Origin of the sequence: Clostridium sp. MCC345, assembly GCF_018785345.1 — a bacterium.
In the GTDB taxonomy this organism is placed as follows: Bacteria; Bacillota; Clostridia; order Lachnospirales; family Anaerotignaceae; genus Anaerotignum_A; species Anaerotignum_A faecicola.
The window spans coordinates 56,279-80,685 of the sequence record NZ_WQPP01000009.1 but is presented as its reverse complement, the minus strand read 5'-3'; the positions used below and the strand labels follow the sequence as shown (position 1 = coordinate 80,685).

General features: G+C 49.8%; 22 protein-coding genes. 9 read left to right on the top strand and 13 right to left on the bottom strand.

All coding sequences use genetic code 11. From position 1 onward, the window contains the following. The first annotated feature begins 40 nt into the window (after positions 1-40). From nadA to GPK49_RS02265, 5 genes are all read left to right on the top strand, one after another. Positions 41-946 (top strand): quinolinate synthase NadA, encoded by a 906-nt coding sequence (nadA, locus tag GPK49_RS02285; protein WP_215676608.1) that lies wholly within the window; start codon positions 41-43, stop codon positions 944-946. Positions 947-959: 13 nt separating this feature from the next. Further along, complete coding sequence (locus GPK49_RS02280) at positions 960-2,141, top strand: L-aspartate oxidase (RefSeq protein ID WP_016407341.1); 1,182 nt, start codon at positions 960-962, stop codon at positions 2,139-2,141. After that, a complete protein-coding gene (gene nadC, locus GPK49_RS02275; RefSeq protein ID WP_124984521.1) occupies positions 2,138-2,992 on the top strand; it encodes a carboxylating nicotinate-nucleotide diphosphorylase in 855 nt (284 codons plus the stop codon). The genes GPK49_RS02280 and nadC overlap by 4 nt, the downstream gene beginning before the upstream one ends. Before the next feature lie 18 nt (positions 2,993-3,010). Beyond that, positions 3,011-3,550, top strand: a complete 540-nt coding sequence (locus GPK49_RS02270; RefSeq protein ID WP_016407343.1) for a transcription repressor NadR — start codon at positions 3,011-3,013, stop codon at positions 3,548-3,550. A gap of 113 nt (positions 3,551-3,663) precedes the next feature. Next, on the top strand, positions 3,664-4,392 hold the full coding sequence (locus GPK49_RS02265; protein ID WP_016407344.1) for a YebC/PmpR family DNA-binding transcriptional regulator: 729 nt from the start codon (positions 3,664-3,666) through the stop codon (positions 4,390-4,392). Between the two features lie 98 nt (positions 4,393-4,490). Here the strand turns inward: GPK49_RS02265 and GPK49_RS02260 are convergent, their stop codons facing one another. From GPK49_RS02260 to murA, 12 genes are all read right to left on the bottom strand, one after another. Further along, positions 4,491-7,586 carry an AAA family ATPase gene (locus tag GPK49_RS02260; RefSeq protein ID WP_215676607.1) on the bottom strand — a complete coding sequence of 1,032 codons (3,096 nt, stop codon included), beginning with the start codon at positions 7,584-7,586 and terminating at the stop codon, positions 4,491-4,493. Further along, entirely contained in the window at positions 7,583-8,716 is a 1,134-nt protein-coding gene (locus tag GPK49_RS02255; protein WP_215676606.1) for an exonuclease SbcCD subunit D, read from the bottom strand. Before GPK49_RS02255 ends, GPK49_RS02260 begins: the two co-directional genes overlap by 4 nt. Before the next feature lie 88 nt (positions 8,717-8,804). After that, positions 8,805-9,395, bottom strand: coding sequence for an FMN-dependent NADH-azoreductase (locus tag GPK49_RS02250; protein ID WP_215676605.1), 591 nt, complete (start codon positions 9,393-9,395; stop codon positions 8,805-8,807). Positions 9,396-9,657: 262 nt separating this feature from the next. Further along, positions 9,658-10,542 (bottom strand): site-specific tyrosine recombinase XerD, encoded by an 885-nt coding sequence (gene xerD / locus GPK49_RS02245; protein WP_118578872.1) that lies wholly within the window; start codon positions 10,540-10,542, stop codon positions 9,658-9,660. Between the two features lie 168 nt (positions 10,543-10,710). Next, positions 10,711-11,286 carry a stage II sporulation protein M gene (locus GPK49_RS02240; RefSeq protein WP_215676604.1) on the bottom strand — a complete coding sequence of 192 codons (576 nt, stop codon included), beginning with the start codon at positions 11,284-11,286 and terminating at the stop codon, positions 10,711-10,713. Between the two features lie 41 nt (positions 11,287-11,327). Then, positions 11,328-11,861, bottom strand: coding sequence for an NUDIX hydrolase (locus GPK49_RS02235; protein ID WP_215676603.1), 534 nt, complete (start codon positions 11,859-11,861; stop codon positions 11,328-11,330). A gap of 76 nt (positions 11,862-11,937) precedes the next feature. Continuing rightward, positions 11,938-13,134, bottom strand: a complete 1,197-nt coding sequence (locus tag GPK49_RS02230) for a pyridoxal phosphate-dependent aminotransferase (protein WP_016407351.1) — start codon at positions 13,132-13,134, stop codon at positions 11,938-11,940. A gap of 29 nt (positions 13,135-13,163) precedes the next feature. Next, complete coding sequence (locus GPK49_RS02225; protein ID WP_016407352.1) at positions 13,164-13,712, bottom strand: hypothetical protein; 549 nt, start codon at positions 13,710-13,712, stop codon at positions 13,164-13,166. Positions 13,713-13,872: 160 nt separating this feature from the next. Further along, positions 13,873-14,670, bottom strand: coding sequence for a sporulation initiation factor Spo0A C-terminal domain-containing protein (locus tag GPK49_RS02220; protein ID WP_215676602.1), 798 nt, complete (start codon positions 14,668-14,670; stop codon positions 13,873-13,875). A gap of 353 nt (positions 14,671-15,023) precedes the next feature. Continuing rightward, positions 15,024-16,208, bottom strand: coding sequence for a cell division protein FtsZ (gene ftsZ / locus GPK49_RS02215; protein WP_118578878.1), 1,185 nt, complete (start codon positions 16,206-16,208; stop codon positions 15,024-15,026). Positions 16,209-16,445: 237 nt separating this feature from the next. Then, positions 16,446-17,264 (bottom strand): FtsQ-type POTRA domain-containing protein, encoded by an 819-nt coding sequence (locus GPK49_RS02210; protein ID WP_215676601.1) that lies wholly within the window; start codon positions 17,262-17,264, stop codon positions 16,446-16,448. 20 nt (positions 17,265-17,284) lie between these two features. Beyond that, complete coding sequence (gene murA / locus GPK49_RS02205; protein WP_215676600.1) at positions 17,285-18,547, bottom strand: UDP-N-acetylglucosamine 1-carboxyvinyltransferase; 1,263 nt, start codon at positions 18,545-18,547, stop codon at positions 17,285-17,287. A 139-nt stretch (positions 18,548-18,686) separates the two neighbouring features. Here murA and GPK49_RS02200 point away from each other — a divergent pair, with 139 nt between their 5' ends. From GPK49_RS02200 to GPK49_RS02185, 4 genes are all read left to right on the top strand, one after another. After that, positions 18,687-19,616, top strand: coding sequence for a P1 family peptidase (locus tag GPK49_RS02200; RefSeq protein ID WP_215676599.1), 930 nt, complete (start codon positions 18,687-18,689; stop codon positions 19,614-19,616). A gap of 115 nt (positions 19,617-19,731) precedes the next feature. Next, the gene (guaA, locus tag GPK49_RS02195) at positions 19,732-21,021 is read left to right on the top strand and encodes a glutamine-hydrolyzing GMP synthase (protein ID WP_118578886.1); all 1,290 of its coding nucleotides are present in this window, start codon (positions 19,732-19,734) and stop codon (positions 21,019-21,021) included. Between the two features lie 133 nt (positions 21,022-21,154). Next, on the top strand, positions 21,155-22,072 hold the full coding sequence (locus GPK49_RS02190; RefSeq protein ID WP_318283815.1) for a DUF4300 family protein: 918 nt from the start codon (positions 21,155-21,157) through the stop codon (positions 22,070-22,072). Positions 22,073-22,151: 79 nt separating this feature from the next. Then, positions 22,152-23,321 (top strand): iron-containing alcohol dehydrogenase, encoded by a 1,170-nt coding sequence (locus GPK49_RS02185; protein WP_215676598.1) that lies wholly within the window; start codon positions 22,152-22,154, stop codon positions 23,319-23,321. A gap of 167 nt (positions 23,322-23,488) precedes the next feature. Here GPK49_RS02185 and GPK49_RS02180 read toward each other — a convergent pair whose 3' ends face one another. Continuing rightward, positions 23,489-24,403 (bottom strand): NAD(P)-dependent oxidoreductase, encoded by a 915-nt coding sequence (locus GPK49_RS02180; RefSeq protein WP_318283814.1) that lies wholly within the window; start codon positions 24,401-24,403, stop codon positions 23,489-23,491. Between the last annotated feature and the right edge of the window lie 4 nt (positions 24,404-24,407).

Here is a 24,407-nt window from a genome sequence, read left to right as displayed (position 1 = left end):
CAATACTTATTTACAAAATACAGTAGAATCGAGGAAAAGCATGAATATCAAAGATGAAATCAAAGCCTTAAAGGAACAGAAAAATGCAGTCATTCTGGCGCATTATTATGTAGCGGATGAAATTCAGGAAATCGCCGATTATGTCGGGGATTCCTTCGCGTTGAGCAAAACGGCGGCAACCCTGCCCAACCCCATCATCGTTTACTGCGGTGTCTCCTTCATGGGGGAAAGCGGCTGTCTGTTAAGCCCCGAAAAGAAGGTGCTGATGCCGGATGCAAGCGCGGACTGCCCCATGGCGCACATGGTAACAAAGGCAGAGGTGGACGCGGCAAGAGAAGCCTACGAGGATTTGGCGGTTGTCTGCTACATCAATTCTACAGCGGAAATCAAATCCTGGTCTGACGTAAGCGTGACCTCCGCCAACGCGGTGCAGATTGTCCGCAACCTGCCCAATCAGAATATCCTCTTTATTCCCGATCAAAACCTCGGTCGCTTCATTGCGGCGCAGGTGCCTGAAAAAAATATCATTCTCGTCAATGGCTACTGTCCCATCCATCAGAATATCTCTCCTGCCAAGGTACAGGAGCTGAAGGACGCACACCCCAATGCAGAGGTTCTGGTGCATCCCGAATGTCCCGAAGCTGTGACAAAGCTGGCAGATTACATCGGCTCCACCACAGGCATCATCAAGCATGCGACCGAAAGTGAAAAGCAGGAATTTATCATCGGGACGGAAATCGGCGTGCTGTATGAGCTGAAAAAGCGCAATCCAGATAAGACCTTCTATTTCCCGAAAACAGCACCCACCTGCAGGGACATGAAGCTGATTACATTGGAAAAGGTGCTGCATGTTTTGCAGACAGAGGAAAATCAGGCATCCGTAGACCGGGCACAGGCAGAAGCGGCAGGCAACACCCTGACACGCATGCTGGAGCTGAGCAAATAAGGAGGAGCATAAAATGGAAAAAGAGCTTACCTATAACACCGTCATCGTCGGCGCAGGAGTCAGCGGCTTATATGCCGCACTCAAGCTGCCCAAGGAGCAGAACATTCTTCTCATCTGCAAGGAGGATTTGCCCAGCTGCGATTCCATGCTTGCACAGGGCGGCATCTGCGTCCAGAGGGATGAAACCGACTACGATTCCTTCTTCGAGGACACCCTCAAGGCAGGGCATTACGAAAATCGCAAGGAAAGCGTGGATATCATGATTCGCAACAGCAGAGCCGTGATCAACGACCTGCTTGCCCTCGGCGTAAGATTTGACAAGGAGGCGGACGGTAGTTTAAAATATACCAGAGAAGGCGCACACGCCAAGCCCCGTATCTGCTTCCATAAGGACATCACAGGGAAGGAAATCACAGAAACACTGCTCAGAAATGTGCAGGCACTGCCCAATGTCACCATTATGGACTATACCGTGATGGAAGACCTTCTGGTGGAGGGAAACACCTGCCATGGCATCGTTGCGAAGGCAGAAAACGGCGATATCCTGCGGATTCATGCGGAAAACACAATTCTGGCAACAGGCGGCATCGGCGGTCTGTATGAACATTCTACAAACTTCCCTTCCCTGACGGGGGATGCACTCCGTCTGGCAGAAAAATACGGCGTGGAGCTGGAAAATATGGACTATGTGCAGATTCACCCCACCAGCCTTTACAGCGAAAAGCCCGGCAGACATTTTCTGATTTCCGAATCTGCCCGCGGCGAGGGTGCAATTCTGCTCAACAGCAAGGGCGAACGCTTTGTCAATGAGCTTCTGCCCAGAGACAAGGTTTCTGCTGCCATCCATGCAGAAATGGAAAAGGAAGGTACAAAGCATGTATGGCTTTCCTTTGCTCCCGTTCCTGCGGAGGATATTGAAAATCATTTCCCGAATATCTACAAAACCTGTCTGGAGGCAGGCTATGATATCAAAAAAGAGCCTGCGCCCGTTGTGCCGGCACAGCATTACTTTATGGGCGGCATCCATGTAGACCGCCATTCCAAAACAACCATGGAGCATCTCTATGCTATTGGCGAAACCAGCTGCAACGGCGTACACGGCAAAAACAGACTGGCAAGCAACAGCCTTCTGGAAAGCCTTGTTTTCGCAGAAAAAGCAGCACAGCACATTGCAGGAAAGGAAGGATTAGAATGAACCCGATTACCATGCAAATTGTAGCAGATAAATATATCCGCATGGCTCTGGAGGAGGATATCAACAGCGAGGATGTTTCCACCAACGCAGTCATGCCGCGGTATCAGCTTGGCACAGTCGATTTAATCTGCAAGCAAGACGGCATCATTGCTGGTCTGGATGTGTTCGCAAGGGCGTTTCAGCTTCTGGATGAAAAAACAGAAATTGCCTTTCATGCCGCCGATGGAGATGCTGTGAAAAAGGGGCAGCTTCTGGCAACTGTGACGGGAGATATCCGTGTTCTGCTTTCCGCAGAACGCACCGCCCTCAATTATTTGCAGCGCATGAGCGGCATCGCAACCTATACGAATGCCGTTGCAAAGCTGCTTGCGGGTACAAAAACAACCCTTTTGGATACAAGAAAAACCACTCCCTGTATGAGAGTGTTTGAAAAATATGCCGTAACCGTCGGCGGTGGCTCGAATCACCGCTATAATCTTTCCGACGGCGTAATGCTGAAGGATAACCATATCGGCGCAGCAGGCGGCGTAAAGGAGGCCATTGCCGCAGCAAAGGCGTATGCTCCCTTCGTCCGCAAAATCGAAGTCGAAACGGAAACTCTGGATATGGTAAGAGAAGCAGTCGAAGCCGGTGCAGATATCATCATGCTGGATAACATGAGCCCTGCGGAAATGGCGGAGGCCATCCGCATCATTGACGGCAGAGCAGAAACCGAATGCTCCGGCAATATGACAATCGAAAATATCAAAACCATCACAGCGCTTGGGGTAGATTATGTATCCAGCGGTGCGCTGACCCATTCCGCACCTATTCTGGATATCAGCCTGAAAAATCTCCATGCGGTGGAATAAGCAGGAGTGATTGAAAAAATGACTGGCACAGAAAGACGAAAGAAATTATTAAATCTGATGAGGGAATCAAAAACACCTCTCTCCGGCGGTGCGCTCGGCTCTGCCACGGGGGTCAGCCGTCAGGTGATTGTCCAGGATATTGCTTTGCTTCGCACAGAGGGTCATTCCATTCTGGCAACGGCAAGGGGCTATCTTCTGGAAGAGCCTGCGGATACCATGCGGCTGTTCAAGGTCTTCCATGATGCCGCGGCAACAGAGGAGGAGCTGACAACCATTGTGGATTTAGGCGGCTGTGTCGTGGATGTCATGGTAAACCACAGAGTCTATGGGAAGGTTTCCGCTCCCCTGCAAATCAAAAACCGCAGAGATGTACAGGCGTTTCTGAAAAATCTGGAAAGCGGCAAATCCACTCCCCTTTTAAATGTCACCTCAGGGTATCATTTTCACCATGTTTCCGCCGAAAGCGAGGAAATTCTGGATGAGATTGAGGATGCCCTGCGCCGCAAGCATTTCCTGACAGAGGTTTTCCCCTATGAGCAGGAGGAAATCCGAAAATAAGACGATTTTTGCCAAATTCTATAAAAAACAGGCTTTCCGATACGAAATTCCTTGAATTATGCAGAAAATAATGATAAAATATTTTGGTGAAATTTTAAGGAGGAGGGTTCCTAATGTCAGGACATTCTAAGTTTGCAAATATCAAACATAAAAAAGAAAAAAACGATGCAAAAAAAGGTAAAATCTTTACCATGCTGGGCAGAGAAATTCAGGTTGCGGTAAAGGCCGGCGGTCCCGACCCCGCCGTAAACGGCAAGCTGCGTGATGTTATCGCAAAATGCAAAGCCAACAACATGCCAAACGATACCATCGACAGAAGTATCAAAAAGGCAGCCGGCGGCGGTGAAGACGTAGAATACGAAAACGTAACCTACGAAGGCTATGGTCCCAACGGCGTAGCTGTTATTGTAGAAGTGCTGACAGATAACAGAAACCGTGCAGCAGCCAATGTCAGAAACGCCTTCACAAAGGGCGGCGGCAACATGGGCAACAGCGGCTGTGTATCCTTCATGTTCGATGAAAAGGGTCTGATCGTGATTGATAAGGAAGAAATCGATATGGACGAGGAAGAGCTGATGATGGCTGCTCTGGATGCAGGCGCAGAGGACTTCGCCGCAGAGGAGGACAGCTACGAAATCACAACCGCACCCGATGATTTCTCCGCAGTGCGCGAAACACTGGAGGCAGCAGGCATCCCTATGGCAAGCGCCGAGGTAACCATGATTCCCCAGACCTATACGGAGCTGACAGACGAAGAGGATATCAAGAAGATGAATAAGCTTCTGGAAATGCTCGACGATGACGATGATGTTCAGAACACCTACCATAACTGGGATGAATAATTTTTTCTGATAATAATAAAACCTCTTTCCCTTTGGCGTTTTTATACGCTTTGAGGAAAGAGGTCTTTTTTTATTTCCTTATTTTTTTATTTCTTTTTTTATTCCTGCCATGCAATGCTGCTGCCGGCACTGCCCTTTTTCACGATAATCTTCTTATCAATGCTTTCCTTCAGTTCGGAAACATGGGAAATAATTCCCACCAGACGATTCCCATAAGAAAGCCTTTGCAGCACCTGCACCGCCTGCTCCCTTGACTGCTCATCCAGAGAGCCGAAGCCCTCATCAATGAACATCGCATCCACACGGACACCGCCTGCGTGCGCCTGAATCACATCGGAAAGCCCCAATGCCAAGGAAAGCGAAGCCTTAAACGCTTCCCCACCCGAAAGTGAACGCACCGAGCGGCTTTTACCCGTATAATGGTCCAACACCTCCAGCTCCAAGCCCGCCTGCGAGCGTTTATTCATCGCCTTCTCTGCGTGCAGCAAAAGATATCTGCCCTCTGTCATATCCTGCAAACGCAGATTTGCCGCCTGCAAAATCCTTCGGAAATAAACCCCCTGCACAAATTGTTCAAAGGCGATTTTCTCCTTACCGGGCAATTCCCCGTTGGCAGTGCGAGAAAGCTCCCGAATCGGGAGATACGCCGCCGCAGCGTGCATCCTCTCCTGCCATTCCTTCCTTGCATTTTGCAGGAGATTTGCCAGAACAGCAGCCTGTTTTCTTGTTTCATCTGCCATCTGCTTTTTCGCCGCGCGTTCCGTCAAAAGCGTTTTTCGCTCCTCCTCCAAAGCGGAAACATCCTTCCGCTCCTTTTTCGCACAGCTCTCCGCAAACATTTCTGCCAGTTGCTTCTGCTTTTCCAAAGCTGCGAAAAACTGTCTGTTTTCTTCCTCCGCACGCTCCAATACCGTGCGCTCTGTGAGATATGCTTCATATTCTGTCTGATTTGCAAAGCTCTTTTCCCGCAAAATGGCAAAAAATTCTGCTTCCGCTCCCTGCTCCGTCTTTGCGGCGGCTTGGCTCTCCTGCTCTGCCTGCTTCCGCAGGGCAAGAAAACGCTCCTTTTTCTCTCGTGTCTGCTGCAAAGTCTCCTGCAGGTCGGATTCCTTTTTCTCCGCAAGGGAAATTTCCTTCTGCAAAGCGGCGCATTTCTCTGTCAGCACTGCGGCAGTCAGATTTCCAAGCTGCGCCTGCAACAGGCTATATTCGCCCTGCTTCTGCCGCAAAGCGGTGTTCGTTTCCTCCGCCCTTTTCTGCAATGCTGCCAAGGCGGCTTGGCTTTTCGCAATGCGTTCCTGCAAGCCTTCCTTTTCGGGGCGCAGGGCTTCTGCTTCGTCTATCCTCCTTTGCTTCTCTGCCAGCAGTGCCATTTCCTGCTTGAATGCGACTTCTGCCGTTTCCTTTTCCGCATAAAGCCCCTCCGCAGCTGTCCCCAGCCTTTCACAGCCTATGCGGAACGCTTCCTGCGCCAAGAGCAGCTTTTCCCCTGCAACCTTCGCCTGCTCGGATGCCCTTCGCAGAGCCGCGCTTGCCGTTTCCTCCTGCGCCTTTTTCTCCTGCCATTCCGCCTGCGTGATGGCATTTTCCGTCAGCGCCGCCTTATGGGGATGGTGCGTTGCGCCGCAGACAGGGCAAGCCATCCCCTCCGTGAGGTTTTCCGCCAGAAAGCCTGCCTGTTCGCGCAGATAAAGCGTTTCCGCCTGCGTTGCCGCTGCCTTCGCCGCCTGCCATGTCCCCTCCGCCGCAAGGTATTTCTTCTGCATGCCCTGCAAATCCCTTTCCTTTTTGGCGATATCCGCTTTCTGTTGCAGAAGTGCTTCGATGCCTTCGATGAATTCTCTTTTTCTGGCAATCGTCTGCTCCTGTGCTTTCTTCTCCAACAGCAGCTTTTCCTGCATAAAAAGCATCGCCTGCCATTCCTGCTGCGCCTTTTCCTGCGCCGTGAGCCGTTCCTGCAACGCCTGTATCTCGGCTTCCGCCGCGCTTTTCTCCGCAGCAAGCCGTTCTGTCTCCTGCTTTGCTTTTTCCCTCTGCCAAACCCGTTCTTCGTCCGCCTTCAGTCTGCGCAAAAGGCTTCGTTTTTCCTCAAGCTGTGGCTTTTCTGCATCCAGAAGCAGCTTTTCCGCCTGTAAACGGGCAAGTATTTCCTCCGCCTGCTTCTCCTTTTCCGCGTTTTCGATGGCACCTCTCTGCCAGTTTACTCGCGTTTTTTCCGCCGTTTTCCAAGCCTGCTCCAAGGGGAAAACAAAATCAAGCGCATCTCGCTGCTTTCTCAGCCTTGCCGTTTCTGCCTGTTTTTCGGGCAGAAGTGCCGCCTGCGTTTCCAAAAGCCGCCGTGCTGCCGCCGCCTTCGCAAAAAGCTGCTCCGTTTCCGCGCCTTCGCTGATGGCATGCTCCAGCTCGCTAAGACGTTTTTGCTGTGTTGTCAGGGCTTCGTCTGTTTCCTGTAGGCTCCGCTCCATTTCCTGCAAGCGTTTTTCCTGCACGGAAAGCAGCTCCTCCCCGTCGAAAAGTGCTTCCTTTTTCAAGGCTTCCCCCGTCATTTCGCTGAAATGTCTCAACAGCTGCTTTTCGCTGTCCTCCAAGGCAATGCGTTTTTCTCGCTCCGCATCCTTCAGCCGTTTCTGAAAGGCGGCATAGAGGTCGGTATGGAACACCCTGCGGAAAATATTGCCGCGCTCTGTGCTGTCCGCATAAAGCAGCTTCAGAAATTCCCCCTGCGCAATCATGGAAATCTGCTTGAACTGCTTTGCATCCACGCCCAAAATCGTTTCAATCTCGTTTTTCACAGGCGTAAATCCGGTCGCAAGTGTTGCCCGCTCCGCGCCCGATTCCTGATACAACGCCGCATCCGCACTCTCCGCCGTCATGCCCTCGCCGCGCAGCTTGGGTCGCTGATACGCCGGGTTGCGCACCACGCGGTACTGTCTGCCCTGATGGGAAAACGTCAGCGACACAAAGCTTTTGGTCTGCGGCTTCGCAAAGTCGCTCCGCATACTGTCCACACCACGGTTCGAGCCGCTCGCCTCACCGAACAGCGCAAAGCAGATGGCATCAAAGAGCGTAGTTTTCCCTGCGCCTGTGTCGCCGCTGATGAGAAAAAGCCCCTGCTTTCCTAACCGTTCAAAGGAAATCTCCGTTTGCTCCGCAAAGGGGCCAATGGCGGAAATCGTCAATTCTAATGGTTTCATGCCTTCTCCTCCGTTCCCTTCCAGATGCACTCCAATAGCTTTTTCTGCGTTTCATCCAGTTCCTTTTCGTTCTGCCTTTCAAAAAAGCGCGCAAACAATTCCTCCGGGCGGGCAGTCTCTGTATCCAAAAGCACCTCATCGGAAAACGAAGCTGCCTGCTGTTCAAATTCCAGCGTCATTAAATTCGGGTAAATGCGCCGCAGCTGTCCCACAGGGTCAAGCAGGGCTTCGCTGTTCGTCAGGATGCAGCGGATATAATCCTCCGAGCCGCCCGTTTCCCTTCCTGCCGCAAGGATTTCCTCCAACGGGCCCTTGATTTCCCGAAACTGCCGCTTTGTTTCCAGTGGGATAAAATCCAGAGAAACCACACCTTTTTCCTTGAGTTCAACAACCGTAATGCCCTTTTTCCTGCGGATTTCCGAAAAGGAATACGGCATGGGAGAGCCGGCATAGCGCACCGTTTCCCTTCCCAGTCTCTGCGGATTGTGCAGATGCCCCAGTGCAACATAATCAAAATCAAAAAACAGCCCTGCATCAATTTCATCCACGCCGCCCAAGGAAAGCGTTTCGGAATCACTGCGCTCCGCCGCCCCTCTCCACGTCACAAACTGATGCACCAGAATCACGTTTCGCTTGGAAAAATCAATCTCCTCTCGTTCCAACAAAAGCTTTGCCGCCGCCGCATAGGAAGAAGCCTCCTCCTCGCGCAGCAGGGCGTTCACATGTGCCGGCTTGAAAAACGGCAGCAGCCAGATTTCCACCGTACCATATTCATCCGTTTCCGTAACATGCGCCAATCCCTCGCCAATGCTGCCGCTGATATGGATGCTTTCCCTGCCGAAAATTTCCTTGCCGAATTCCAGACGCTGTGCGGAATCATGGTTGCCTGCAATCAGATAGGTATGCAGTCCTCGTTTGGATACTTCCGTCAGAAAATCATCCAACAGCTTCACCGCCTCTGTCGGCGGCACAGGCTTATCGTAAATATCACCGCTGATGAGCAGTGCCTGCGGCTGTTCCTCGTCTATGCTCCGCAGAATTTCCAAAAGCAGCTCCCTCTGCTCCTCCAGCATGGAAAATTCATATATCCGCTTGCCTAAATGCAAATCACTGATATGAAATAGCTTCATAGTTCCTCCCGCATCCTTCCTAATAAAAAACGGTATCACAGAAAACCCCTTTCGGAATCAGAGCCATGTCATACCGTGTTTCTTTTATTTAAAATGCCTTTGCGACCTCTGCCGCCTTCTCCTTTGCCTGCTCCATCAGCTCCACAACAGGCCATGCGCCGATATCCAGCCCCTCCGCGGCAACGCAGTCGAATTTTGCAATGCCGAAGAACGCCGCCATCTGCTCCAAGTAGCGCGCACCCTGCTCCATGGGGGAATCCGTATAAATACCGCCCCTTGCCGTCAGGAAAACCATGTGGTCTGCCTTACAAAGCCCATGCAGCCCCGTTTCATCCGAATGAAAGGTAATACCATCCACGCAGAGGTTTTCAATATACACCTTCAAAAGCGCAGGAAAGCTTAAATCCCAGAAGGGCGCGGCAATCACGATTTTATCCGCCGCCGCAAACCGGTGCGCATAGCGGAAACGAGGATGGTCGAATTTTCCCTCCGCCAGAAGGGCTTCTCTCTGAAAAAAGAATCCATCGGAAAAATAAGATAAATTCTCATCCATCAGGCATAGCCGCTCAATTTCATACGCACCCGTTTCCTCTAATTTTTGGATAAAATACTCCGCCAGCTCCTTGGAGCGGGAAGCCTCTCTGCGGATGCAGCAATCCACAAACAATACCTTTTTCATGCTTCTTCCCCCTTTTGCACAGAAATTCTTTTTTCGGTATATTTTTTCCAGTATAGCATACTTTCTGCGTTTCTTCAAAGAGACTACACATTCTTCCCCCACGCGGTTTCGACAAATTTTACAGCTCTTTGCGGAACAGACTCTCCTTCTTTCTTATCTTACTTTATCCGCCTTCCGAAAGCAACAAACGCTCCGTGGAGTGATTTTCTCCATCAAAAAAGCCCTCCAAATCTCGTTGGAGAGCTTCGTCTTTCTTATGGATTTACGCACGGGGATGCGTTTTTGCGTATACATTTTTCAGCTTCTGATTCGTCAGCTTCGTATAAATCTGCGTGGTGGAAATATCGGAATGACCCAGCATTTCCTGCACAGAGCGCAAGTCCGCACCGTTTTCGATTAAGTGCGCCGCAAAGGAATGCCGCAGAATATGCGGTGTGATATCCTCCTCGATGCCCGCTCGCCTTGCATAGGATTTGATAATCTTCCAGAAGCCCTGTCTGGTCATGGGTCTGCCGTTGCAGTTGACAAACAGCGCCTCCTCCTCCGGAACGGAAATCATGTGCTCCCGCACCCGTTCCATATACTTATGCAGAGATGCCTTCGCCTGTGCGCCGATGGGAATGATACGGCTTTTTGCTTCGCTGCCGCAATGGATATATTCCAAGGGCAGATTCAAATCCGAAACCTTCAGAGAAATCAGCTCAGTCACGCGAATGCCGGTCGCATAAAGCAGCTCCAGCATGGCTTTATCGCGCACCTCCTTATCCTCTTCCCCTCTCGGCTGCTCCAAAAGCAGCTCCACCTTTTCCAGAGAAAGAATCTCAGGGGCTTTTTTCTCCACCTTCGGCAGCTCTATATCCGCCGCAGGGTTTTCCGTCACCATGCCCTTCTTCTGCAAAAACTGGTAAAAAGAACGAATGGACGCAATATTTCTGGAAACCGTTGCCCCTGCCTTTTTCTGCTTTTGCAGCTCATAGACATACGCCATCACATTCGTGCGATTCACCTTTGCGGCATCCGAAACTCCCGCCTCCTGCATAAAGCGGCAGAACCCCTTTAAATCTCTGCTGTAGGAGAGAACAGTATTTTCCGGTGATTTTTTTTCATTCCGTAAATATGCGGTAAAATCAGCAATACATTGTTCCATTTCAACAATCCCCTTCGTCTTTAGTTCTTTAAATTATACTTATTTTTCCATGGCTTGTCGATATGATTTGCTGAAAAATGTTAATTTTGTGAACTTTTTGTGAACAATTTGCAAAATTTCACATGAATTTTTTACAAAACAACGTTTATTTTTTTCGATAAGAAGCCCTCACAGCAGTAAAAGCATCCGTTCCAACCCAGAAGCCGCCGCAAGCAGCAGTACAGACCCCCCAAAGAGAATACAATATTCCAGCTGCTTTCGCCTTTTTTCTCGCTTCAGCGTCCGCTTGCCGCCCTCCTCCTGCCAGGAAAGCAGATAATACACACAGGCTGACATCATCAGGATATAGCAGGGAATCAGCAGAAGATTCTGCGGCAGAAACGCAGTCGCGGAAAGAAGCACCCCCTTCATGCCATACGCCGCCATCATCATGGCAGAGGTGAAGCCGACACAGACGCTCCGAAACAGGAACGCCGCCCCCGCAAAGAAAAGCCCCAGCTGCATCCATCCCCCTAACCAGATGATGATATCATATTTCAGATATTTCCAGAAAATTGCCGCAAAGCCGATTTCGTCTCCATCTGCCAGCGCCTGCTGCAAAAATGCAGAAAGCTGCCCCTGCTGCCCCTGCGGCAGAAGATTTGCCAGAAGCGCGCCGCCTGCCGTCCCCAATAAAAAAGAAAGGCAGACAATGCCTATAATTCGTTGCAGCTGTTTGTCTGTCCTTCGTTTCTGCCTTTTCATTGCCATCCCCCCTGATACAAGGTATGGCTCGTCTGTTTTAATTATGCGTTTTTTCTTGCCTGCCATGCAAAAAGCGCCGCAATGGTCTTTCCGTCCTTGATTTCGCCCTTATGAATCATTGTGATGGCTTCCTCCAAAGTATATTTTTCAATCTCCACAAATTCATCCGCATCCAGCTTCTGTGTGCCTGCGGTCAGCTCTGTGGCAAAGAAAAGCTGAATTTTTTCCGTACAGAAGCCGACAGAGGGATACAGCTCGCAGAGAAATTCCGCTCTGCCTGCCCTTTTGCCCGTTTCCTCCTCCAGCTCGCGCAGCACGGCTGCTTCGCCGCTTTCGCCCTCCTCTATCACGCCGGCAGGGATTTCCAGCAGCATTTCCCGAAACGGGTGCCGATACTGGCGGACAAACAGAAGCCTCCCATCCGTATCCACCGCAAGCACGCCTGCGGCGTTTTTCTTACGGATTACGGTTTCGCGATAGGCCTCACTGCCATCCGGCATCCGCAGCTTATCGACCGTAATCGTCACAATCTTCCCTTCATAGGTTTTCCTGCTTTCCAAAACCTCATAGCTCATTGGCTCGCTTCCTTTCTCCTGAAAAAGGCGGCACTCCCTTTATCGTTCAGATATAAGATGCGCCGCCTGCGTTTTCTTATTTCAATTCCTTTACCATTTCTTCGATTCTGTCCATGCCTTTTTTAATCAGCTCCATGCTCGTTGCATAGGAAAGGCGGATATAATCGGGCATGCCGAAATCGGCACAGGGCACAACCGCCACATACTTCTTTTCCAGAAGAATGGATGCGAAATCCGCCGCCGATTCGATTTTCTGCCCCTCGTATGCCTTGCCGTACAGTCCGGAAACATCCACAAACAGATAGAAGGCACCTTCGGGCTTGAGTGCGGAAATGCCGGGGATGGCTTCCTCTCTTTCATAAATGTAATCTCTGCGTTTTTTAAATTCCACGCACATTTCTGCCACACAATCCTGCGGACCATTCAGCGCAACCACCGTTGCCGCCTGTGCGATGGCGTTGGGGTTAGAAGCCATGTGGGACTGCAGGGATGCCATCAGCTTTGCAATCGGCAAGGGTGCCGCCGCATAGCCGATTCTCCAGCCTGTCATAGCATAGCTTTTGGAAACACCGTTGATAACGATGGTTCTGTCATAAATATCCTGCCCAAGGGATGCAATGCTGATGTGCTGCTTATCATCCTCATAAATCAGCTTTTCGTAAATTTCATCGGAAACCACCAGAATATCATGGCTGACTGCAAATTCCGCCACCATTTCCAGATCTGCTCTGCTCATCACCTGTCCTGTGGGGTTGGAGGGTGTTGTCAGCACAACTGCCTTTGTTTTTGCAGAATAGGCATTTTCCAGCTCCTCCTTGGTCATCATGAAGCCGTTTTCCTTTTTCGTATGAATAATCACAGGCACACCGCCGGCAATACGCACCATTTCCGCATAGCTTAACCAGAAGGGCGCAGGAATAATCACCTCGTCCCCCTCATGCAGGATTGCCATGAAGGTATTCATCAGGGAATGCTTTGCGCCGTTGCTGATTACCACCTGTGCCGGTTCGTATTCCAGACCATTATCCCGTTTCAGCTTATCGCAAACCGCCTGTCTCAGCTCCGGTGTCCCTGCCGCAGGGGTGTAGCGTGTCTGCCCGTTCTGAATGGCATCAATGCCTGCCTGCGCGATGTGTGCAGGGGTATCAAAATCGGGTTCCCCTGCGCCGAAGGAAACCACATCCACCCCCGCTGCCTTCATTTCAGCCGCACGGGAGGAAATTGCCATTGTTGTAGAAGGTTTGATGCTCATTGCTTTTTTCGATAATTCCATTTTCTTCACCTCATTATTTTCTTTTGTACTCATGCCTGCCGTCTGCCAAGGAAGATACGCACCCCGAAGATGCCCATTGCCGCAAGGCAGACAACCATGAATTTGAGATACATCATCGGTCTCACCTCATCGCTGAACTGAATCCCGATGTCATTGCCAAAGCGAACCGTTGCCTGATAGGCAATCGCGCCATCGTTTACGGAATAGGTGATGCTGTCACCCGTTATGGTGTCGTTCCTCTCCGCATAAACAATATTTTCCGCAGGCTCCTCTCCCTGCACGCCGGTATAAAATTCCAGCTCCTTATATTTATCAAAAAACATGCTGCGTCCATAGGTTGCACATGCCCGTTTGCCGTCTGCCGTCTGCATGGCAAAGGTAATGCTGTTGCCATAGGTTTCGGAAATTACCTCACCCTCGCCGCTGACACTGCGCGCGGCTGCCTCCTTGCGGAATACGCCCTCCAGCTCATCCGGCTGATAGGGATGCCGCCCGATGCCATTGAACAGCAGAAAGCCTGCCAATGCAACAACCACCATCGTCAAAACGCCTTTCAGCACTGCTTTTTTCGTATCCATCCCAACCGCCCCTTTTCTGTTTTTCTCAAAAATACTCTTTCTAGTTTCTTATTTTATAATGATATGGCAAGAATTACAATGAAAATTTGTGAATTTCGACCGAAAAAAAGAACGAATTGTCATACAACAAGCTTCGTTCTTTTTTCCTTCCTATTTATTTTCAGCTGATTTTTTTCGATTTTCCTTTTTCCTTAATGCGAAAATATTCCGACAGGGCGGCAATGAACTGCCCATTTGTGGGCTTTTCGGTCGGCAGATAGCCTGCAATCTCGAAATAAATCTGTGGCCCGTTCTTTTTCCAGACGCTTTCAATCGCATGGCGAATGGCACGCTCCACCTTGCTTGCGGTTGTTTTATACTGCTTGGCAATATCGGGATACAGCCCCTTCGTAATGCCGACCAGCACGTCCTGATTTTCCACTGCCATCATCACCGCTTTGCGAATAAAGTGATACCCCTTTATGCTGGCAGAGATTCCCATGCGACTGAGCAAAATGGAAATTTCGCTTTCCAGCTCCTCGAAAGGATTTTCCCTCCGCTCCGTTGCTTTCGGTTTCGCTGCTTCCTTTGTTGGCGTTTCCTGCTTCAGCATCTGATGGATGCGCTCCAGCAGAAGCTCCCCCTGAATCGGCTTCGCCATATAATACTCCGCACCAAGGCTGATTGCCTGCCGCACCAGCTTATCGCTGTCAATCGCGGAAATAAAAATGCAGATACACGGAAGTCCCCTCTTTTTGATGTTTTCCAGAACCCATAAGCCATCCCGCTCCCCTAGCAGGATGTCTGTCAGAAGCACAGCAGGCTTTTTCTGTATCACCAAATCCAGCAGGGCTACACCGTTATCCGCCATGCCTACTACTGTCATATCCCCCCTTCTCTCCAGACAGCGCTTCAAGCGTTGCAGATAAAATCCGTCTCGATCCGCCAGTACCACTTTTGTTTTTTCTTGTTCTTTCATAAAATACACCCCAATTCTTACTTTGCTGCTCCTTCTCCAAAAGAGAAGGAGGAAGATGCCCCTCTTCCGTTTTTCATTATAAGATAATTTATCTGATTTTGCTACAGATTCCGAACGAAATACACAATTTTCAAACTGAAAAAGGCACAAAATAAATTGTTTTGACAAAAAAACAATCTTATCTTTATTTACTATCTGCTTTTTTCTACAAAAGAACAATATTTTTCCTCTTATTTTTGTGCTTTATTTCGGTTGTTTTCCACAAAAAAACCTCATACCGCAGAACAGACTCCACGGATATGAGGTTTAAAAATCGAATTATGTAATTTTTTGTCTGAATTGATTGCAGAAAATCAGAATTTCTTTCTTGTCAGAAAATCGGGAATCTTGATTTCGGATTCATAATCATAATCCAAATCTGCGAATCTTCTTGCGGCAGGACGTGCGTCCTCCTGTGCAGGCTCTTCGGAAGCCTCCTCTGTTTCCGCAGCATGTTCCTCTTCTCTTTCTGCTCTTTCTGCTCTTTCGCCTCTTGCAGCAATGGTTTCCGCAAAGGAACGTCTGGCAGGTGCTTCTGTGTGCGCTTCATCCTCCAGACCTGTTGCGATAACCGTAACCACAACCTCGTCATTCAGCTCTTCATTCAGTGTAGTACCGAAGATGATTTCTGCTTCGGGGTCAATAGCTTCTCTAATCAGCTCTGCAGCTTCCTCTGTTTCCATCAGACCAAGGTTCATGTCACCGCTGAAGTTAATCAGGATATGCTTTGCACCCTCGATGGTTGTTTCCAGGAGAGGGCTCTGGATTGCCATTTTCGCAGCAACCTCAGCCTTATTTTCACCGCTTGCGCGACCGATGCCCATGTGTGCAATGCCTCTGTTTGCCATGATGGTTCTGACATCGGCAAAGTCCAGATTGATCACGCCGGGCTTGGAAATCAAATCGGCAATGCCCTGTACACCCTGTAGCAGAATTTCATCTGCCTTGCGGAAGGCCTCTGTCAGGGTTGTTTTCTTATCAATAATGGAAAGCAGTCTCTGGTTGGGGATGATAACCAGCGTATCTACGTTCTTTTTCAGCTCTGCAATGCCCTTTTCCGCATTGCCCATTCTTTTCTTGCCTTCAAAATTGAAGGGCTTTGTCACAACGCCGACTGTCAGAATGCCCAGCTCCTTGGAAATGGACGCGATGCGGGGAGCCGCACCTGTGCCTGTGCCGCCGCCCATGCCTGCGGTGATGAATACCATATCGGAACCACGCAGTGCCTGCGCGATATCATCCTGTGTTTCATCCACGGAGCGCTGACCGATTTCAGGGTTGCCGCCTGCGCCCAAACCCTTTGTCAGCTTTTCGCCAATCTGGATTTTCGTTGCGGATTTGGATTTGGACAGAGCCTGTCCGTCTGTATTGATGGAAATGAATTCCACCCCATCCAAGCCGTCTTCAATCATTCTATCTACTGCGTTGTTGCCGCCGCCGCCAACACCGATTACTTTAATCTGCGCCATATTACTCATAGGGATATCTAATTCGAGCATGCTATAATCTCCTCCTAGGTTGTTCTGAAAATTTATCAACTTATATTATACACGAAAGAAAAGCCGATTGCCATAGCAAAAACAAGTTTTCCTACGAATTTTTGCTTTTTTTTAAACGCCTTTTTCCATTTTTGTCAGTTATATTCTATCATAGTATCTTTTCTCTTTTTATTCAAGCAGAAAATCACAAATTCAGCAAAAAATATTTCAGTGCCGTTTTCTTTTTTCTCCGTCCCATCAGGTCAGGTATTGAAAGGTAACATTCGCCTTGGGGTTGTCCAATCCGCTGAGGTCTAAAATCCCTCTGTCCTCCTTGGGAATCGTTTTTACAATCTGCTGCATATACTGAATTTTCATATCGCCGTTCGTCATATTCCCCAGATGAATCTGCACCTGGTTCACATAGGCATAAATATCCTTCGGCTTGGAAACATCAATTTCCACCACCTCATCCAGAAGCTCATATTTTTCCATCAGCTGCGAAATTTCCAGAATCACTGCAAGCGCATCCGTATTCTGCACGGGAAGGATTTCCCCCTCCGTAAAGCTGTCAAATTTCAGCCCCTTGACCAGCGGCAGTGCATCCCTGCAGCTACCCGCCACCTCAAGCACACGCCCTTCCTCATCTATGTAGAGGTACGACCCCATATAGGGCACATACCCTCTCGCCTTTCTTTCCTTTATCGTGATTTTCATGGTATGGGGCAGCTTGGCGGAAAGCTTCGCAGAGGCGATATACGGGCTTTTCTCAAGCGTTTTTTCCGCTCTGCCTTTGCTGAACAGAAGCAGATTATCCCCCTTGGAAAGACCGATTTTTTCGCAAAGCTCGGATGTCGTAAACTGGCTTGCGCCCTCCACCTCTATTTTTTTCACCGAAAACAGCGGCGAAAACAGCACGCATGCAGCCACAACCACCACAAGCACCAGCGCAATCACGATTTTCTGGTCAAGCCCCTTTTTCTGCGGCTTTTTCTGATAGTAGCCGATTTCCTCCATCAGGTCAATATCAAGCATTTCCTGTGATTTTTTCTGTTGTTTGTTCTTCCGATGAAACATATCGTATCCTTTCTGTTCTATCAGCCCTGCTCTGTCAGCCGAATCTCGCCGCCAAGAAGTGAAAGCGCAGTCTCTATTTTTTCATAGCCACGCTCCACATATTCCGCGCCATGCACAAGGCTTTCGCCCTCCGCCGCAAGTGCCGCGCACAAAAGCGCCGCCCCACAGCGCAAATCCCTGGCAAAAACCTCCGCACCAAAGAGCCGCTCCACGCCGAAAACCGAAGCCCTTCTCCCCTCGATGCGGATATCGGCTCCCATGCGGCAAAGCCCCTCTGCCTGCGAAAAACGGGCTTCAAACACTGTTTCACTAATCATACAATGTCCTTTCGCCAATGTCAATAAAGCCATCAGCAAAGGCTGCATATCCGTCGGGAAGGCAGGAAACGGCCCCGTTATAATCGAAAAATCCGACAGCAGCCGCCTTGGCGGACGCATCCACAGGAGACCTCCCTCCTCCCAGAAAAGCCGGCAGCCCGTCATCCGCAGGGCTTCCGAAACCGCGCCAAGCTGCTCTCGTTCCAGTCCCTTCAAGCATAGCTCTCCCCCTGTCATGGCGGCGGCACAGAGAAACGTACCGCCCTCGATACGGTCGGCAGGAATCGTGAAAACCGCCCCATGCAGCCGCTTCACCCCCTCGATCAAAAGGCTGCCCGTTCCCTCGCCGTAAATTTCCGCCCCCATGGCACGCAGAAACCGCACCAAAGCTACAATCTCCGGCTCTCTTGCGGCATTATGCAGCACCGTTACCCCCTCCGCGCACACCGCCAGAAGCAGAATGTTTTCCGTTGCACCCACGCTCGGAAACGGCAAATCAATCCTGCATCCCTGTAACCGCTCCACCCTGCAATCAAGAATCTCGTTTTCCTCCGCAATGGAAACGCCCATCCTGCGAAAGGCGGCAAGGTGCAAATCTATCGGGCGTTTGCCAATCGCACAGCCACCGGGATACGCAATCCTGCCCGCACCGCTTCTGCCGAGCATTGCCCCCAGAAAAAGGATGGAAGAACGCATTTTTCGCACGGCTTCGCCGCAAAGCGCGATCGCCTGCATATCGCGGCTGTCTATCACCGCCGTCCGCCCCGTCAGCGTAACAGAGCAGCCAAGCTCCCGCAAAATTTCCAGCGTCTGCGAAACATCTCGAATCTGCGGCAGATTTTCCAGAACCACCTCATCCGCCGCAAGCACGCACGCCGCCAGAATGGGCAAAGCGGCATTTTTGCTCCCCCGCACCGCAAATTCTCCCTCTATCCGCTTCCCGCCCCGCACCAGATATGTCCCCATGGCGTTCCCTCCAAAAATTCCTTTACCCTCATGCTATCGGCAGAGAGCCTATTCGGTGCGTGTTTTATATTTACAAAAAAGAGAAAAACAGCTAAAATCAAGAGGAAACGATACTTTTGGACAAAAAGGAGTGCTTCAGATGGAATTAAAAAGAAATATCCTTGATATAAAGGGCATAAAGGTGGGACAGGCAGAAAATCCGACTGCGAAAACAGGTGTAAGCGTTGTGCTTGCGGAGGATGGCGCGATTTGCGGCGTGGATGTGCGCGGCGCAGGCCCCGGCACGAGAGAAACCGACCTCTTAAACCCCATCAATACCGTGGAGAAGGTGCATGCCGTTGTGCTTTCGGGCGGCTCTGCCTTCGGCTTGGAGGCGGCAAGCGGTGTTATGAACTGGCTTGAAAAAAGGGGCATCGGCTTTGATGTCGGCGTAACAAGCGTACCCATCGTCCCCTCTGCGGTGCTGTTTGATTTGGAATATGGGGATGCCTTCGTTCGCCCCGATAAGGAAATGGGCATGCAGGCATGCGAAAACGCCTCCGATTCTGTCCTTCTGGAAGGTGATTACGGCGCAGGCTGCGGCGCAACGGTCGGCAAGCTGCGCGGCATGGCGCATTGCACAAACAGCGGCATCGGCTCATGGAGCGAGGAAACGCCAAACGGGATTCGCGTGGCAGCGCTGATTGCGGTCAATGCCATCGGGGATGTTTACGAAAACGGCAGCATCATCGCAGGCACAAGGGCAGATGACGGCAGCTTTACCTCTACGGAGGAGGGCTTTTTGCAGATGGCATCCAATTTTTCCATCAGCGGCAAAAACACCACCATCGGCGTAGTCGCAACCAATGTGAAGCTGACAAAGGCACAGGCAACAAAGGTGGCAGGCATGGCGCACGACGGACTGGCACGCTGCATCCGCCCGATTCATACCTCCCTTGACGGGGATACGATTTTCTGCCTTTCCACAGGCGAGCTGGAATTCCCCGAAAACCCCGTAGATACGGTCGGTATCCTTGCCGCAAGGGTAGCGGAGCAGGCAATTATCCGCGCGGTGAAGGCAGCAAAATAATTTTTCGGAAAATATCGATTTTCTGTTTTCCGATTCCCTTCGCTATGGTACAATAAAATATCATAGTAAATATCATACAGAACAGTTACATGGTTATCAGCATTAGGAGGTACTTATGAAGCAGGACATGATTTTGATTCTGGATCTGGGCAGTGAGGAAAATCCCAAGATTGCCCGCGAGATTCGTGCATTAGGAGTTTATACGGAAATTCATCCCCACGATATTACCGCAGAGGAGCTGGCAAAGCTGCCCGGCGTAAAGGGGATTATCTTAAACGGCGGCGTGAACCGCGTGGTGGATGGCGTGGAAATTGATGCATCCGAGGCGGTTTACAACGCAGGCCTTCCTATTTTAAAGGCAGACCATAAAGGCGGCGCGGCTTTCCCTGCGGATGATGCAGAAAGAGAAACAGTTCTGAAGCATTTCGTATTCGATACCTGCAAGGCAGAAGCCAACTGGAACATGGAAAACTTCATTGCCGACCAGATTGAACTCATCAAGCGTCAGGTTGGCGATAAAAAGGTTCTGCTGGCGCTCTCCGGCGGCGTGGATTCCTCTGTTGTTGCGGCGCTTTTGATTCGTGCCATCGGCAAGCAGCTGACCTGCGTGCATGTAAACCACGGTCTGCTGCGCAAGGGCGAGCCCGAACAGGTGGTTCAGGTGTTCCGCGATGAAATGGATGCAAACCTGATTTATGTAGATGCCGTTGACCGCTTCCTGGATAAGCTGGCAGGCGTTGCCGACCCCGAACAGAAGCGTAAAATCATCGGCGCGGAATTTATTCGCGTATTCGAGGAGGAAGCAAGAAAGCTGGAAGGCATTGAATTCCTCGGTCAGGGGACGATTTACCCCGATATCATCGAATCCGGCACAAAAACCGTAAAGGTAATCAAATCTCACCATAACGTCGGCGGTCTGCCTGAGGATTTGGATTTTGCACTGGTAGAGCCTCTGAAAATGCTGTTTAAGGATGAGGTGCGTGCCTGCGGCAAGGCTCTGGGTCTGCCCGACAGCATGGTTTACAGACAGCCCTTCCCCGGTCCCGGTCTGGGCGTGCGCTGTCTGGGTGCCATCACAAGAGACAGACTGGAGGCTGTGCGCGAATCCGATGCCATCCTGCGTGAGGAATTTGCAAAGAACGGTCTGGAGGGCAAGGTTTGGCAGTATTTCACCGCTATCCCCGATTTGAAATCCGTTGGCGTGAAGGATAATAAGCGCGTGGATGAATGGTGCGCCATCATCCGTGCCGTAAATACAATCGATGCTATGACCGCAACCGTAGAAAATGTACCCTTTGAGCTGCTGCAGCATATCACCGACCGTATCACACATGAGGTTAAGGGCATAAATCGCGTGCTGTTCGATTTGACACCCAAGCCCACCGGTACGATTGAATGGGAATAATCTGAACTACCGTAAAAATCCAATATTTATCCGGTTTGCGCCAGTCTTGCAACATTTCGACCGGCGCATTCTTGGCTAACACCTTGAAAGAAGTATGCTCCACCCAAATCCATTATAAGGAAGGTAGATGCACATGAATTTGAAAAAATATGCCACCCTGCTGCTGGCTGCAAGCCTAACCCTAAGCGGCTTTTGCGGCTGTGCAGCAACAAAAGCAGACAGCCAACAGCTGCCACTGAAAACCGCTGTATATTCCAATCTGACGGATGAAGAATCTCGCAGCCTGCTTCGCCAAGGTCTCTCGGATGCTGGGGTAAAGGAAAACAGAATTGATACCCTTTTTGCCAAGGTCGATGCCTTTCGTGCAGATGTAAAAAGTGAGTGGCTGACGAAGGGCTTTGAAAGCGCGGCACCAACTGAAACCAAATATGATCCCTATGAAATGCAGGATGCTTGGATGAAAAAAAACGGTAGCTTTCCCGGATATAATTGCAGGATCACAGCCTTCAGTCTATTCGGCGACTTTGTCACAGCGGGAGCTAATCAGCCGAATACCCAAGGCGAGGATGCGCTTTTTCTGGATCTTGAAACGCTTTCTGCGGATTCCTCTGTTCTCTGCGGAGACAGTACCGCCAAATTCTGTGCTCTGTTCGCACCTGTAAATGCTGCAAACAGTACCGATGTAACCGAGCAGGTCAAGGCTCTGCAGGCAGGCTGGAGGGAACGCGGCATTTCGTTTACAGACGACAAGGCACGCCTGATCTCCGTCGTTCTGCATGACAAATTTTCGGATACGGATAATACGCTTTTTATCGGTCATGTCGGCATTTTGCTTCCCGCAGAAAACGGAGAGCTTTATTTTATCGAGAAGGTCGCCTTCCAGGAGCCATATCGTCTGGTAAAATTAAAAAATCGGACAGAGCTGAGTGATTATCTCATGGAAAAATATGATGTTGCGTGGGAGCAGGATACAACACGGCCGTTCATCATGGAAAATGACAATCTGCTGGAGGGATACCGCCAAAATCCCCTCGCACAACCCACAGAATAAATACGACTAAAATAAGAGCAGTCATCAAAAGGTGCATGATTTTTATAAGAATTAAAAAGAAAGGCATGGGTGAGCAATTATGTTAGGTAACTTTTCTTACTGCAATCCAACCAAGCTGTATTTCGGGAAAAAATCCTTGAACTACCTCAATGACGAACTATCCAAGTACGGCAAAAATGTTGTGCTGATATACGGCGGCGGCTCCATTAAGAAAAATGGAATTTATGATGCCGTAACTGCTCTTTTAAAGAAAAATAATAAAACTGTTGCAGAGATTAGCGGTGTTATGCCCAATCCCACCGTTGCAAAGCTGCATGAGGGAATTGAAATTGCCCGTGCGCATAAGGCAGATTTACTGCTTGCTGTAGGCGGCGGCTCTGTCTGCGATTATTCCAAGGCTGTCTCTGTTTCCGTTCATTGCGAGGAGGAGCCTTGGGAGAAATACTTTGTTCGCTTTGAAGAACCGAGCTGCGAAATCGTCCCTGTCGGCTGCGTCCTCACCATGGTCGGCACCGGCTCCGAAATGAACGCAGGTAGCGTGATTACCAACACAGAAACACATCAGAAAATTGCTCATGTTTTTGCCGATGAAAAAATCATGCCTCGGTTTACGATATTGAATCCTGAATATACGTTTACACTGCCGAAATATCAGATGGTTTCCGGTATATATGATATTTTCAATCATATCTGCGAGCAATATTTTTCGGATGAAGATGACAACACCAGTGATTACATCAGCGAGGGCTTAATGCGCTCTGTAATTCATTCCAGCCGCATAGCCGTACAAAATCCACTGGATTATGAAGCGCGCAGCAATCTCATGTGGACAGCCACATGGGCACTGAATACGCTCATTGACAAAGGAAAGCATACAGACTGGATGGTGCACATGCTTGGGCAGGCAGTCGGAGGCTATACTGATGCGACCCACGGCATGACGCTTTCTGCGGTATCCTTGCCGTATTATCGCCATATACTGCCCTATGCCATCCCGAAATTCAAGCGTTTTGCTGTGAATGTCTGGAACATCAATGCAGAGGGCAAGGCAGCAGAACAAGTAGCACAGGAGGGTCTCTCTGCTATGGAAGACTGGATGCGTGAAATCGGCGTAGTGCTGCATCTTGCAGAGCTTGGTGTAACCGAGGATATGCTGGAGAGCATCGCAGATGTCACATTGATTCTGAAGGGCGGCTATCACGTTCCCAATCGAGCGGAAATCATCGAGATTTTAAGAGAAAGCCTTTGATTCTACTCAGGCAAATCAAAAAAATACGATACACATTTCGACCCCACCGGGCAGAACCGAATTTTCGGCTTCTGCCCTTTGTAGTATAAAGCAGGTTTTTCCCAAAGAAACAGGCCGACATTTGCCGACCCATTTCCCTTGCTATCATTCATTTTTTAGGTATCCGTTTATGCTTCTGCGCCGCCCTGCCCTTCCAAATAATGAAACAGATTTTCCAATACCTTTTCTTGCAATCGCTCTAACGCCTGTGTTGTCCCACCGGAGGCTTTATTCTTAAAATATACATTATCAAAATCCAATAGGGTTAAATCCCCCAGAGCCAAATCCGAATCACAGGAAAGATATGTACCGGTGTGTTTCAACCACTCCCGCACAGCCGAAATCTCATAGGAAGGACTCAGCCCGGTATTGATGAGCAGCTTATGCTCTCCCAGCGCCGCAAATTCCTCCGCCCCCAAGAGAACAACATTCTTATTCAAGCAGGTGCATACAACCTCAGCTTCCGTCAAAAGCTCATGCAATGGCAAATATTGAATCCCCCTTGCCTCCTGCTCCGACTTTCTGGTTCTGCTGTAATAGCACACATCTGCCCCCAGCGCCTGCAAAGCATGCGCAATTTTTCTACCTGTATCCCCCAAACCGATGATTCCCATTTTGACTCCTGTCATTTCCTTTGCATAGGATTCAAAAATGTGTTTACCGTATCCATGAAAGAGACCGATGATTTCATATAATACAAATTCCACAACACCATTGTCACCATATTCCCTCACACCTGTTACAGTAATCCCCAACTCCTTTGCCGCCTGCATATCCACATTGGCACTTTCCGGAGAATAAAGACTACAGCACAGTCCGATATAGTGCAGCTTCGGGCAATTTTCCAAAACCTCTCTGCTAATGCTGCTGGTGTAACTCATCAAAATCCCATCTGCATCCTGAATACGCTTCAAAATCTCTGTATCACCCTTTGGTACGGTATCATAGGCAGTAATCTGTTTTGCCGTTTTTTTAAGCGTCTCCATCATTTCAGATGAAACATTGGAGGGCTCCATAATCACGAGATGTTCAAAAGTAAACAACTGC